The sequence below is a fragment of the Halomonas sp. E14 genome, assembly GCF_052568415.1.
Genome location: NZ_CP199423.1, coordinates 1,684,632 through 1,697,755, shown reverse-complemented (window position 1 = coordinate 1,697,755; position 13,124 = coordinate 1,684,632). Strand labels below are relative to the sequence as shown.

Here is a 13,124-nt window from a genome sequence, read left to right as displayed (position 1 = left end):
AGCAGCTCAGTTAGTCCGGAAAGACGATGAGACCCCGTCACGGGGCTCAGATACTGCCATGACTAGCCGCATCAGGAGTCCCCCATGAGCCAGACCAGTTTCGATACCCGCGCTTTTCGCAGCGCCTTGGGCACCTTCACGACCGGCGTTACCATCATCACGGCTCGTGGCAACGATGACGCTCCCGTCGGCATTACCGCCAACAGCTTCAACTCGGTCTCCATGTCGCCCCCCATGGTGCTGTGGAGCCTGGCCAAATCTGCCTTCAGCCTGCCGACCTTCAAGGAGTCCCAGCACTGGAACGTACATGTGTTGGCCCTGGAGCAGGAACCGCTATCGAACCGCTTTGCTTCCCGCGGCGAGGATAAGTTTGCCGGTCTCGCGCTGGACGAGGGAATCTCCCCGGCGCCGCTGCTGCAGGGGTGTGCCGCGCGCTTCCAATGTCGAACGCTCTTCGTTCACGACGGCGGCGACCACCTCATCTTCGTCGGCGAGGTGCTCGCCTTCGATCGCAGCGAGCGCCCCCCGCTGGTCTTCCAGGGTGGTCAGTATGCGGTCACCACGCGCAAGCCCCACGAGCCACCGCGCCTGACCAGCGTCGTGCCGCCGCCCGATTGCGTCTATACCGAAGACCTGCTCGGCTACCTGCTGGGTCGCGCCCACTTCCAGCTGCTCTACCAGCTGCGCGAGACGCAGCAGGCCACGGAACTGAGCGATCACCTCTTTTATATCCTCTCCGTGCTGCTGATCCGCGACCGGCAGTCGCTGGCCGAGCTTAACGCCTTCATCGGCTATACGGGCAGCCCCGTCACCCGGCTGGACCTCGACGCCCTGACGCAGCGCGGGCTCATCGCCGCTGAGTCGCGTGACAGCGTGGACCGCTACCGGCTGACCGCTGATGGCCGCGAGGCCTCGCTACACCAGATCGCTGCCGCCAAGGCTGTCGAGCAGACGCTTACCGAGCGGCTTGGCGAGAGCGACGCCCAGATCCTCAAGCTCCTGCTCAAGCGCTTGATCAACGACAGCGACCCAGGGCTGCCGGATCTGTGGGTCGCCGATGAATCGGCCACGTCTAAGGAGTATCTCCCATGACCTCGATCCTCGAGCGTTTTTCCATGCATGGCCAGGTAGCCATCGTTACCGGCGCCGGCCGAGGCCTCGGGCGCGCCATCGCCCTGGCCTACGCCGAAGCCGGCGCAGACGTGGTCTGTGCGGCCCGCACCCTCGAAGATGTCGAAAAGGTGGCCGAAGAGGTTCGTGCCCAGGGACGCCGCGCCCTGGCCATTAGCTGCGATGTGACTAACGACGAGGAGCGCCGTGTACTCATCCAGCGTGCCGCCGCCGACATGGGCAGGCTGACGCAGCTGGTGAACAATGCCGGTGGGGCCGGTCCTAACCATCCGCTCAAGATGTCGCCGGAAGAACTCGATGCCGTGCTGCACTTCAACGTGACCTCGGCCTACTCCCTGACCCAGCTCTGCGTGCCCCACTTACGCGAGGCCGGCGGCGGCAGCGTGATCAACATCACCTCCGGCGCCGCCCGTTATATCCAGCCGCACTTCAGCGCCTACGGCACGGCCAAGGCTGCGCTCACTCATCTGACCCGTCTGCTGGCCCAGGACTTCGCCCCGGACATTCGCATCAACGCCATCGCCCCGGGGCCGATCCTGACCCAGGCCCTGCAGAACGTGGTGCCGGAAAAGATGCTGGCCGGCATGGCCGAGAACACCCCGCTCAAGCGCATCGGCAGCGTTGAGGATATCGCCGCCGCCGCACTCTATCTGGCGTCGCCCGCCGCCGCCTGGGTCACCGGCAAGGTGCTCGAGGTAGACGGTGGTGCCGAAAGCAGCGTCTGGCCCGGCTGAGGAGCTCATCGTGACCATCATTACCGACAACCGTACCCACGCCATCGCCGAGGAGCTCCTCGGGGCCCTGCGGGGAGGCTACACCCTTCCTCCGCTGACCGATCGCTATCCTGACCTGACCATCGATGAGGCCTACCGCATCTCCCTCCAGGCGCTGCGCGCCCGGGAGGCGGAGGGGGAACGTTTGATCGGCAAGAAGATCGGCGTCACCAGTCGCGCCGTTCAGGAGATGCTCAACGTCCATCAGCCCGACTTCGGGTTCCTGACCGACCGCATGCTGTACGCCAACGGCAGCACCATCTCGCTTGCCCGGGCGGGCCTGATTCAGCCCCGAGCCGAGGGCGAGATCGCCTTCATGCTCAGCGATGACCTGCCCACATCGGGCGTCACCCGAGACGCTGTCCTGGCCGCCACCGAGTGGGTGGCTCCCTGCTTCGAGATCGTCGACTCGCGCATCGAAGCCTGGCAGATCCGCATCCAGGACACCGTAGCCGACAACGCTTCCTGCGGCGTTTTCGTCATCGGCGAGTCACGCCTCTCCCCACGCGAGCTCGACCTGGCCAGCGTGCGCATGACGATCCACCAGAACGATGCGCTGGTGGCGGAAGGCTCCGGCGCCGCGGTGCAGGGCCACCCCGCCGAGGCGGTCGCCTGGCTGGCCAACACCCTGGGGGCCTACGGCCTCCCCCTGCGGCGCGGCGACCTCATCCTCTCCGGCGCCCTGGCTCCCCTGCTGCCGGTCACCGCCGGCGACCGCTTCGCACTCACCATCGAGGGCCTCGGCAGCAGCCATATCGCTTTCTGCTGACCCCGCGACACGACGAGAGAACGCCATGAGCAAGATACGCTGTGCCCTGATCGGGTCGGGCAATATCGGCACCGACCTGTTGTACAAGCTGCTTCGCAGCGAGGTGCTTGAGCCCGTTTGGATGGTCGGTATCGACGCCGACTCCGAGGGACTCAAGCGCGCCCAGGCGCTGGGCCTCAAGACCACCGCGGAGGGCATCGAGGGGCTGCTGCCTTACATCGGGCCCGATGACATTCGCATCGCCTTCGATGCCACCTCGGCCTACGCCCACGCCGAAAACTCCCGTTTGCTCAACGAGCAAGGCGTGCTGATGATCGACCTGACGCCGGCAGCCATCGGCCCCTACTGCATACCGCCGGTAAACCTCCCGCAGCTGCTGAAAGCCCCGGGGCTCAACGTCAACCTGGTCACCTGCGGGGGCCAGGCCACCATCCCCATGGTGCACGCGGTGAGCCGGGTCCAGGCCGTCGAGTACGGCGAGATCGTCGCCACCGTCTCGTCACGCTCCGTAGGGCCCGGCACACGCCAGAACATCGACGAGTTCACGCGCACCACCGCCGGGGCCGTGGAGCAGCTCGGCGGTGCCCGGCAGGGCAAGGCAATCATCGTGATCAACCCCGCCGAGCCGCCGATCATCATGCGCGACACCATCCACTGCCTGACCGCCGAAGAGCCCGACCGGGAAGCCATTACCCGTTCGGTGCAGGCGATGATCGCCGAGGTGCAGCGCTACGTTCCCGGCTATCAGCTCAAGAACGGCCCGGTGTTTGACGGCCGCAAGGTCTCGATTTTTCTCGAGGTGGAGGGCCTGGGCGACTTCCTGCCGCACTACGCCGGCAACCTCGACATCATGACCGCCTCGGCCACCCGCACCGCAGAAAGCTTCGCCCAGGAGATGCTGGCCGGCACTCTTTCCCTGCACACCGCTGATGCCTGAGGAGACCTCATGAACCTACAAGGCAAGAACATCATCCTGCATGACATGTCGCTGCGTGACGGCATGCATGCAAAGCAGCACCAGATCTCCCTGGACCAGATGGTGGATATCGCCACCGGCCTCGACCAGGCCGGCATTCCGCTGATTGAAGTGACCCACGGCGACGGCCTGGGCGGCGCCTCGCTCAACTACGGCTTCCCCGCCCACAGCGATGAGGAGTACCTGCGCGCCGTGGTGCCGCGCATGACCCAGGCGCGGATCTCGGCGCTACTGCTGCCGGGCATCGGCACTACCGACCACCTGCGCATGGCTCAGGACTGCGGCGTCACGACCCTGCGCATTGCCACGCACTGCACCGAGGCCGACGTCTCGGAGCAGCACATCGGCCTGGCCCGCAAGCAGGGCCTGGATACGGTCGGCTTTCTGATGATGGCGCACATGATCACGCCGGAGCAGCTGCTGGCACAGGCCAAACTGATGGAGGCCTATGGCGCCAACTGCATCTACTGCACCGATTCGGCGGGCTACATGCTGCCCGACGACGTGACCGCCCGGATCGGCCTGCTGCGCGCCGAGCTGAGCGCGGAGACCGAAGTCGGCTTCCACGGCCACCACAACCTGGGGATGGGCATCGCCAACTCCCTGGCCGCCATCGAGGCCGGCGCCTCGCGCATCGACGGCTCGGCGGCGGGCCTCGGCGCCGGCGCGGGCAACACGCCCCTGGAGGTCTTCGTGGCGGTGCTGGAGCGTATGGGGGTCAGCCATGGCGTGGACCTCTTCGCGCTGATGGATGTCGCCGAAGACCGGGTCGTGCCGCTGATGGACCAGCCGATCCGCGTCGACCGCGATGCGCTGACCCTGGGCTATGCCGGCGTCTACTCCTCCTTCCTGCTCTTCGCCCAGCGCGCCGAGAAGAAGTACGGCGTGCCGGCCCGCGACATCCTGGTCGAGCTAGGCCGTCGCGGCACCGTCGGCGGCCAGGAGGACATGATCGAGGATACGGCCCTCTCCATGGCCCGCGAGCGCCAGCGGCAGGCCAGCTAGGATGGCCGTTCCGGTCGCCTGGCGTCGTCACGGCCTGCTGCTGCTGCTGACCCTGCTCTATATCGATACCTTCATCGGCCGCCAGATCCTGGCGGTCATGATCGAGCCCATCAAGGCGGAGTTCGGGGTCGGTGACACCGCCATGGGGCTGGTCACCGGCCTGGCCTTTGCCCTGATCTATGCCAGCGTGGGGCTGTGGGCCGGGCGCCTCGCAGACCGCATGCCGCGCACGCGGCTGCTGGCGATCTGTGCCCTCTGCTGGGGGGTGGCCACCCTGCTGGGGGGCCTGGCCACCGGCTTCGTCGTCCTGGTGCTGGCCCGCATGCTGGTGGCCATCTTCGAGGCGCCGGTGACCGCCACCTCCCTGTCGCTGATCGCGGACCTCTACCCGCCCGAGCGGAGGGCGCTGGCAATCAGCTGCTTCACCTCGGCGCCCACCCTGGCGGCCATCGTCGCCATGAGCCTCGGCGCCTGGCTGGTCGGGCTGCACGGCTGGCGTACCGCCTTCGTGCTGGTGGGCCTGCCTGCCATGGGGCTGGCCCTGGTCCTTGCCTCCCTGGTGGGCGAGCCTCAGCGCGGCGCCCATGACGTTGCCTCGCGGCTGAGCCTGCCCCTCCAGGGGCTCCGGGCGAGCCTTGCCGATCTCTGGTCGCGCCCCGCCTACCGCCTGCTGATCATCACCAGCGCCGTCACCACCCTGGGCGCCAACGCCTACGGCATGTGGAACGCCACTTTCCTGGTGCGCAGCCACGGCCTCAGCCTGCGCGAAGCGGGCATGCTGGCCGGGTTCATCGGCGGCGGCTCCGCTGCCATCGGCATGCTCTTCAGCGGCTGGCTGGCGGACCGCTTCAGCCACCACGGCCCCGCCTGGCAGCTTCGCCTGCCCCAGCTGGGCCACTCGATCGGCATGCTGTGCATGCTGCTGTACCTGCTCTGGCCGCCTCAGACGCTGATCCAACTGGGCCCGCTGCCGGTGCCCACTGCGATGTTGTGGTGCGCTCTGAACGGCTTCTTTGCCGTCTGGTGGGTGGGGCCCATCCTGAGCTACCTGACCCAGCTCGTGGACAGCTCGATCCGCAGTACCGCCCTAGCCTTCCAGACCATCGCGGTCACCCTGTTTGGCGTCGGCGTGGGGCCCCTGGCGGTCGGCACCCTCAGCGATCTCATCGCTCCGCACGCCGGCAGCGAGTCGCTGCGCTACGCCCTGCTGCTCTGCTGCGTGATGCCGCTCGTTGCGCTGCTGCTCACCGAGCGAGTGATCCGGATCGTGCAGCCCGCCCCCGACAGGGCCCAGCGAACGGCCTAGTCCCGCTGGACGAGGACGCGCTTCGTCCTGCACGACACACTTTTCCCATTACCCCGAGACATGGTCCATCACCCCTCTGTTCATGGAGAGTCCTATGCCCACTACCGTTGTCACCGGCTGCGCCTCGGGAATCGGTCGCGCCATCCGCCAGGCCCTGGAAGACCAGGGCCATCGGATCATCGGCATCGACCTGGAAGGCAGCGAGATTCAGGCCGATCTTTCCCAGCCCCACGAGCGTCAGCGCGTCATCGACGAACTGCACGACCGCTGCAAGGACGGCCTGGACGGCCTGGTCTGCTGTGCCGGCGTCGGCGTGACCGCCCCGGACCCGGGCCTGATCGTCAGCGTGAACCATTTTGCAGTGGTCGCACTGCTCGACGGGCTCCAGGACCTGCTGGCCAAAGGCAAGCACCCCGCCGCCCTGGTCATCGGTTCCGTCGCCGCCACCCACGTGCTGGGCAAGCCCCTGCCGCTGTTGGACACCCTGGTTGGCGGCGACGAAGAGGCTGCCCGGGTCCAGGCCCGTGAGCTCGACCAGCCGTCGGCCGTCTACGCGGCCTCCAAGTGCGCCGTTACCCGGCTGGCACGGCGCTTGTCACCGGCCTGGGGCAAAGCGGGCATCCGGCTCAATGTAGTGGCTCCCGGCGCCGTCGAAACCCCTCTGCACCAGGCTTCCAAGGAAGACCCCCGTTTCGGCAAGGCAGTGCGCGAGTTCGTCGCCCCCATGGGACGCGCCGGCATTCCCGAGGAGATCGCCTCGCTGGTGGCCTTTCTCCAGTCGCCCCTGGCCAGCTTCATCCATGGCGCGGTGATCCACGCCGACGGCGGCATGGATGCCATGACCCGCCCGGATGCTTTCTGACAGATGTAAAAGGATGCGGCGATGAACCCGGACACCCGTAGCGATGCCTCCTGCACGAAAGACCGTCTGCTGCGCTCTGCCCAGGAGGTATTTCTGAAAGAGGGCATCGCCCGCTCGACGCTCGAGAGCATTTCTCGCCATGCCGGAGTCACTCGTGGGGCCTTCTACTTTCATTTCAAAAACAAGGAAGCGCTGATCCGCGAGCTGCTCGAGACAACGCGCCTGCCCTTCCAGCGGTACCTGACGACCTATGAGCGTCTCAAGCCGGTTGCCATGCCGCTGGAAGCCATCCGACAGGCGTGCCGAGCTGGCTTGGAAGAGCTCGATATCGACAGCAACCGCCGTGCGCATCGCATCTTTATCCTGAACGGCAGCCACTGCGAGGGAGTGGATATCCACGCCTTTCATCTCCACTCCTCTGGGCAGCTTCGCCAGGCCCTGCTCGACGGTTTTCAGCGGGCAGCCCAACGGCAGCAGCTGTCCCCCACCGTTTCGCCCGGGAGCGCCGCCGACATCATGCAGAACCTGTTAACGGGACTCTACCGGCACTGGCTCATGACCAGCCCTACCAGTCCCATCAAGGAGAAAGGAATGCATATGGTCGAGACCATGCTGTTTCTGATGCGCTCACCTGACGCCTATCCCTGCCCGACAGTCCCATCTCCCTGCCTGAAAGAGGAGCAGTCATGAAAGTGCTCGTCGCGATCAAGCGCGTGCTGGATTACAACGTCAAGATCCGGGTCAAGGCGGATCACTCCGACGTCGACCTCACCAACGTCAAGATGGCCCTGAACCCCTTCTGCGAGATCGCCGTGGAAGAAGCGGTGCGGCTGAAGGAAACAGGCATCGCCTCCGAAGTGATCGCCGTCACCGTCGGCCCCAAGGCGGCTCAGGAGCAGCTGCGCACTGCGCTGGCGCTGGGCGCCGACCGGGCCATTCATGTCGAGACCGACGAGCGCGTCGAGTCGCTGGGCGTCGCCAAGGCGCTGGCCAGGCTGGTCGAAGAAGAACGGCCGGGCCTGGTCATTCTCGGCAAGCAGGCCATCGACACCGACAACAACCAGACCGGCCAGATGCTCGCTGCGCTGACCGACCTGCCCCAGGGCACCTTCGCTTCGCAGGTGAGGGTCGAGGGGGAGAAGGCGGTCGTAACCCGCGAGGTCGACGGCGGCCTGCAGACCGTCGAGCTGACCCTGCCCGCCATCGTCACCACCGACCTGCGCCTCAACGAGCCGCGCTACGCCAAGCTGCCGGACATCATGAAGGCCAAGAAGAAGCCGCTCTCTGTCACGACCCCGGCGGATCTCGGCGTCGAGGTGGCCTCCAAGGTCAAGCTGCTCAAGGTCGAGCCGCCGGCCGAGCGACAGGGCGGCATCAAGGTGGGCTCCGTGGATGAGCTGGTCGACAAACTGAAGAACGAAGCGAAGGTGGTCGCATGAGCATTCTGATCCTGGCCGAACATCACGACGGCACCCTGGCCGGCGCCACCGCCCATGTGGTGGCCGCCGCCCGGCAGATTGCCCAGCACGGCGGCGGGGAGATCCACGTGCTGGTGGCAGGCCGAGATGTCTTCGCCATCGCCGAGGCCGCCGCCAGGCTGGACGGCGTGAGCAAGGTGCGCGTGGCCGACCACGTCGCCTACGCCCACCTGCTGGCCGAGCCCACCGCGGCGCTGCTCAACGAGCTGGCCGGTGACTACACCCACCTGCTGGCGGCTGCCTCCACCACCGGCAAGAACGTGCTGCCCCGCGTGGCCGCCCTGCGCGACGTGGCCCAGATCTCCGAGATCGTCGACGTGGTCGATGCCGACACCTTCAAGCGCCCGATCTACGCCGGCAACGCCATCGCCACGGTGCAGAGCGAGGATCCTCTCAAGGTGATCACGGTGCGCACCACCGGCTTCGATGCGGTCGGCGCTCAACAAGGTCAGGGCGGCGGTGCCGTCGAGGCGGTCGACTTCGTCGCTCACAGCGCCCAGTCCACCTTCCTCAAGGAGGTGCTGGCCAAGTCCGACCGCCCCGAGCTGGGCGCCGCCCGGGTGGTGATCTCCGGCGGCCGCGGCATGGGCAGCGGCGAGAACTTCACGCTGCTCGACGGCATTGCCGACAAGCTGGGCGCGGCCATCGGCGCCTCGCGCGCCGCGGTGGACGCCGGCTTCGTGCCCAACGACATGCAGGTGGGCCAGACCGGCAAGATCGTCGCGCCCGAGCTCTACATCGCCGTGGGCATCAGCGGGGCCATTCAGCACCTGGCCGGCATGAAGGATGCCAAGGTGATCGTGGCCATCAACAAGGACGAGGAGGCGCCGATCTTCCAGGTGGCGGACTACGGGCTGGTGGCGGATCTCTTCGAGGCGCTTCCGGAGCTGGAAAACAGCCTGTAGACAAACGCCCAGGCGTCCAGCGCCCTAGCCGCCTTGGCGTCATCACAGCGGAGCCAAAAGCTCTCTCGGCTTGCCGGCGGCGAGGAGTCGAACTCTGACCCGCCGGCTTTTTTCTTCGACAGTGGAGCTTTCATGGCAGCGGTAACCGAACGTGATGCGATGGATTGGCCCGTAGCCTCGGCAATCCCGGTACGGTTCAATCGGTGCCTGCGGGCATAGTGGTGCTATCTCGAACAGATATAAGGGCGATCTGATACGCTGTCAGATCATCCAGAAAGCTGATCGGCTGGCACTCAATGGACGCACCTCACGATATCCTTCAATTTTGGCGAGTAGTGGAATGGCTGACGCCGGCATCAGTGCCCAAGGCAGATCCTGGGCGCGATGTGAGGGAGCCGGTGTACAACATCCGCGCGAGCGATCCCCTGCCCTGGGAGCTCGGCCATCCCCATCGCGCTTACCGGTGCGATGCAGTTGACCTGCGTGTGAAAGACGGTACCCGTGCGCGCCGTTACGCCACTCGGGGCGAGCCGGCCGAAGAGTGGGTCTACGCGGTTTACGCCGGTCCCCTCTTGGTCAACGCGGCACGCGCCGAAATCGAGGATTGGCTGGGCGACGAGGTACCCACCGTGGTACGTGACGAACGCGAACCGCAGGGTACGGCCTCGCTGGGATTCCAGGTGTCAAGTGCGGGCTATGCCATTGCGGATTCCCTCGTCATCCCGACCTTTGCCTGGGCATACGGCGTGCTGCGTCGCTTGCAAGCCAGCGGGAAGACCACCCTTCCCCGCGAGGCATTGACGGTAGAAGCCTTCAATGAAGTGGATGCAGAGATCCGCGAGCGCTTCGCTGCAGAGCTTGCTGGGGAGCCACTGACCTCTGAGCTGCTGGATCACTTCCTGGGTTGGCTTTTTCATCGGCTCCACTTGCCGACTGAGGCGCTCAACACGCTCCGGTGTCGTGTGAATTGCCGGCGCCAACGCAGCGCGAGAGACAATCCGGCGCCCAGCGCTGCCTCCTCATTGCCTGAGGATATCGTCGAGCCGCCCAAAGAGGCCGACACGCGCGAACCCAAGCCTTCCCCACCGGCAACGGTGAGTGCTTTGGCGAGTTCGGAGCTGGGAATGCTGAACAGTCTTTTCCTGACCGATCTAGCGCAGGTGCAGGCCGCGGTATCACGCCGGGAAATAGGGTCGGCATTGGCGCAATACCTGGGCCAACGTCCGCTGCAGCAGATCGATCTACGCGAAGACGTCAGGCAGGCCTGGCAGCTGTTGGAACCTGCCCGCTACCCCAAGGGTCGCTGGCCTGGCAAAGGCCGCTTTCCCCTTGTCTTCAGTCAGCAGCTCGCGGTCAATCATGCGTTTCGCACCCTGGGCGGGAGCGCAGGCGGGATGGTGGCTGTGAATGGCCCCCCCGGTACCGGCAAGACCACCCTGCTCAAAGATATCGTGGCGGGGGTCATTGTTCAGCGCGCCGAGATGTTGGCGAGGTTTTCGACGCCGGCCGCGGCATTCGCCCCGCTGGTGGACGCCTGGGCGACCGCAGGCTGGAAGCAAAAATACAGCCGCCTTGACGCCTCGCTGAGTGACTTCGGGATCGTTGTCGCTTCGAGTAACAATGGCGCGGTGGAGAACATCACGCTGGAATTCCCTCGCCTCGAGGACGTGGATGCGCGGCTGGCCCAGCGAGAGAGCCCCTTTACCGAGATTGCCTCGACCTTGCTGCCCGAGGGACAGGAGGCGTGGTCACTGTTGGCGGCTTGCCTGGGCCGCAGTGCGAATCGCCGCACCTTCGCGGATGCCTTTTGGGGGAACGAATCACCTAAGGAACCTGGGCATCGGCGTGCCCATATCACGCTCAAGGGCGAGCGTCCAAGCGGCATTCTGCCTTGGAATGAAGCCGTTCACGCCTTCCAGGCCGCCCTGGCCGAGGAGGCGCGATTGCGTCACGAGCGCCAGCACGTATTCAACCGTGCAACCTTGATGGAGCGTGAAGCCAAGTCGATCGACGCGCTGCGCAAGCAGATTCGCCGTTTACAGGGTGAACACGACGACATCGCGGCAGAGCTGGAACGTTGCCGCCATGCCTACGCCCTGGCCCAGCAAGCACAAGCGCAGGCGCTTGCGGAGGTCCGCCAGGCGCGTGAGCGCCAGCAAGTCGAGGCGACGATGCGCATTGAGGTCCGCGAGCGTCAGCGGGCGGAAGCCGAGAAGCAGGCACAGCGCGCCGAGAGGAACAGGAACCACCATAACGACCATCGCCCGTCCCGAGCTCTCCAGCTGTGGCATCGCCTTTTTACCTCGAGGCGCGTCGTTGCCTGGGAGGCATTGCGTGACCAGCACGAGGCGGACTATGCCAAGGCTCACCAGACATTGAAACAATGTGAGCAAGCCTGGTTTGCTGCACAAGAGAAACTCCTGGCGGCGTGCGAGTCCTTATGTGAGGAGGCGCTGGCGGCTGCGATCCCCGATCAGTTGGCACGTGTCCGGGAAACGAAGCAGCAGCTTGTTAGTGCCGAGAAGAGGCACATCCGACAGAAGAAAGCGATTGATGAGCGCGTCTCGTCGATGGCCAATCTCGAGTCCGCTTACCAGGGCTATACCCAGGTAGTCGCGCAATACCGGGCGACCTTCGGCGAGGCCCACTGTGTCACGCTCAAGCATATGCGTGAGCCACCGCAGGTGAAGGAGGTACTGTCGCCCTGGGCCGATCCCGAATGGGATGCTGCGCGCATGAGGGTCTTTATCGCCGCCCTGGATCTGCATGACGCCTTTGTCTTTGGCGCGGGCAAGCCTCTGCAGCACAACCTGCGTGGGATGATGAAGTTATTGCGAGGCGAGGCGCCGGCAGACCTCGAGGCGCCAGTGGCGCAATCCCTGTGGGCTTCACTGTTCCTGCTGGTGCCGGTGGTCTCCACGACGTTTGCCTCCTTCCATCGGCAGTTTCAGCATCTCGGCCGTGAGAGCATTGGGTGGCTGATGATTGATGAGGCTGGGCAAGCGACGCCACAGGCCGCCGCGGGTGCCCTATGGCGCGCCCGGCGAGCCTTGGTCGTTGGCGATCCGCTCCAGCTTCAGCCGGTCGTCACGGTGCCGGATCGACTCCAAGGCGTGCTGGCGACCAGCCATGACGTCAGCACCGATTGGCTACCCGGGTTCACTTCCGTGCAGGCTCTCGCCGATCAGGCAAGCTCACACGGTAGTCGGATTGGCGATACCTGGGTCGGCATGCCCCTCCTGGTGCATCGCCGTTGTGACAGTCCGATGTTCGAGATTTCCAATGCCGTCGCTTATGCCAATGCCATGGTGCACGGCAAGTCCAATGAGCCGCTCGACCTTCCCCCCAGTGCCTGGATCAACATTCCGGCCAGGGACGCACGCGGCCACTGGATACCGGCGGAGGGTGACGCGGTTCGGGCGCTGATCCAGCAGTTGCAGCAGGCAAACGTCGCCGCCGAGGAGATCTTCTTGATCTCCCCATTCCGTAGCGTGGTGTCGAACTTGCAGACCGTCGCCAAGGAGTATCCCGGACTGCGCGCGGGCACCATCCATACCGTACAGGGACGTGAGGCCAACGTGGTCATCCTGGTATTGGGAGGTGATCCGGCGCGTAACGGCGCCAAAGCCTGGGCCTCCGAAAGACCGAATCTGGTCAATGTCGCCGTGAGTCGTGCGAAGCGTCGGCTTTATATGGTGGGGGATCGAGTGGCCTGGGGGCGCTTCGCGTATTTCGACGAGTGTAGCGCCCGTCTGGAGGGCTTTCCTGCTGGAGATATGCTGCTGCCAAGCCAGAGTTCTGCAAAGAAGTCTGAGGTTGGCTAACTTGCTGGTCCGAAAGCCGATCATCAGCTCAATGACGAACGCAAGGCCGTGGTCCGCAGCGGCGATTTGCCCTGACCTGTCACAAAAACGGAGAC

The 13,124-nt window shown here is 65.5% G+C and carries 11 protein-coding genes; all 11 read left to right on the top strand.

The annotated features are described in order from the left end of the window. The first annotated feature begins 84 nt into the window (after window positions 1–84). Window positions 85–1,092: a flavin reductase gene (locus ACT7B3_RS07875; RefSeq protein WP_445157512.1), complete on the top strand. Its 1,008-nt coding sequence runs from the start codon at window positions 85–87 to the stop codon at window positions 1,090–1,092. After that, window positions 1,089–1,865 (top strand): glucose 1-dehydrogenase, encoded by a 777-nt coding sequence (locus ACT7B3_RS07870; protein WP_445157511.1) that lies wholly within the window; start codon window positions 1,089–1,091, stop codon window positions 1,863–1,865. Before ACT7B3_RS07875 ends, ACT7B3_RS07870 begins: the two co-directional genes overlap by 4 nt. Window positions 1,866–1,875: 10 nt before the next feature. After that, window positions 1,876–2,673 carry a fumarylacetoacetate hydrolase family protein gene (locus ACT7B3_RS07865; RefSeq protein WP_445157510.1) on the top strand — a complete coding sequence of 266 codons (798 nt, stop codon included), beginning with the start codon at window positions 1,876–1,878 and terminating at the stop codon, window positions 2,671–2,673. A gap of 25 nt (window positions 2,674–2,698) precedes the next feature. Next, window positions 2,699–3,610, top strand: a complete 912-nt coding sequence (locus tag ACT7B3_RS07860) for an acetaldehyde dehydrogenase (acetylating) (RefSeq protein ID WP_445157509.1) — start codon at window positions 2,699–2,701, stop codon at window positions 3,608–3,610. A gap of 9 nt (window positions 3,611–3,619) precedes the next feature. Beyond that, the gene (dmpG, locus tag ACT7B3_RS07855; RefSeq protein ID WP_445157508.1) at window positions 3,620–4,654 is read left to right on the top strand and encodes a 4-hydroxy-2-oxovalerate aldolase; all 1,035 of its coding nucleotides are present in this window, start codon (window positions 3,620–3,622) and stop codon (window positions 4,652–4,654) included. 1 nt (window position 4,655) lies between these two features. Next, window positions 4,656–5,960, top strand: coding sequence for a spinster family MFS transporter (locus ACT7B3_RS07850; protein WP_445157507.1), 1,305 nt, complete (start codon window positions 4,656–4,658; stop codon window positions 5,958–5,960). A gap of 94 nt (window positions 5,961–6,054) precedes the next feature. After that, on the top strand, window positions 6,055–6,822 hold the full coding sequence (locus ACT7B3_RS07845) for an SDR family oxidoreductase (protein WP_445157506.1): 768 nt from the start codon (window positions 6,055–6,057) through the stop codon (window positions 6,820–6,822). 21 nt (window positions 6,823–6,843) lie between these two features. Continuing rightward, entirely contained in the window at window positions 6,844–7,512 is a 669-nt protein-coding gene (locus ACT7B3_RS07840) for a TetR family transcriptional regulator (protein ID WP_445157505.1), read from the top strand. Further along, window positions 7,509–8,261, top strand: a complete 753-nt coding sequence (locus tag ACT7B3_RS07835) for an electron transfer flavoprotein subunit beta/FixA family protein (protein WP_445157504.1) — start codon at window positions 7,509–7,511, stop codon at window positions 8,259–8,261. Before ACT7B3_RS07840 ends, ACT7B3_RS07835 begins: the two co-directional genes overlap by 4 nt. Beyond that, window positions 8,258–9,205 carry an electron transfer flavoprotein subunit alpha/FixB family protein gene (locus tag ACT7B3_RS07830; RefSeq protein ID WP_445157503.1) on the top strand — a complete coding sequence of 316 codons (948 nt, stop codon included), beginning with the start codon at window positions 8,258–8,260 and terminating at the stop codon, window positions 9,203–9,205. Before ACT7B3_RS07835 ends, ACT7B3_RS07830 begins: the two co-directional genes overlap by 4 nt. Before the next feature lie 398 nt (window positions 9,206–9,603). Continuing rightward, window positions 9,604–13,029: an AAA domain-containing protein gene (locus ACT7B3_RS07825; RefSeq protein ID WP_445157502.1), complete on the top strand. Its 3,426-nt coding sequence runs from the start codon at window positions 9,604–9,606 to the stop codon at window positions 13,027–13,029. Window positions 13,030–13,124: the final 95 nt, after the last annotated feature.

Bases quoted from the DNA above. Each gene is read 5' to 3' on its own strand.
- ACT7B3_RS07875 (WP_445157512.1), top strand. From the start codon at position 85: ATGAGCCAGACCAGTTTCGATACCCGCGCTTTTCGCAGCGCCTTGGGC.
- ACT7B3_RS07870 (WP_445157511.1), top strand. From the start codon at position 1,089: ATGACCTCGATCCTCGAGCGTTTTTCCATGCATGGCCAGGTAGCCATC.
- ACT7B3_RS07860 (WP_445157509.1), top strand. From the start codon at position 2,699: ATGAGCAAGATACGCTGTGCCCTGATCGGGTCGGGCAATATCGGCACC.
- dmpG (WP_445157508.1), top strand. From the start codon at position 3,620: ATGAACCTACAAGGCAAGAACATCATCCTGCATGACATGTCGCTGCGT.
- ACT7B3_RS07850 (WP_445157507.1), top strand. From the start codon at position 4,656: ATGGCCGTTCCGGTCGCCTGGCGTCGTCACGGCCTGCTGCTGCTGCTG.
- ACT7B3_RS07845 (WP_445157506.1), top strand. From the start codon at position 6,055: ATGCCCACTACCGTTGTCACCGGCTGCGCCTCGGGAATCGGTCGCGCC.
- ACT7B3_RS07840 (WP_445157505.1), top strand. From the start codon at position 6,844: ATGAACCCGGACACCCGTAGCGATGCCTCCTGCACGAAAGACCGTCTG.
- ACT7B3_RS07835 (WP_445157504.1), top strand. From the start codon at position 7,509: ATGAAAGTGCTCGTCGCGATCAAGCGCGTGCTGGATTACAACGTCAAG.
- ACT7B3_RS07830 (WP_445157503.1), top strand. From the start codon at position 8,258: ATGAGCATTCTGATCCTGGCCGAACATCACGACGGCACCCTGGCCGGC.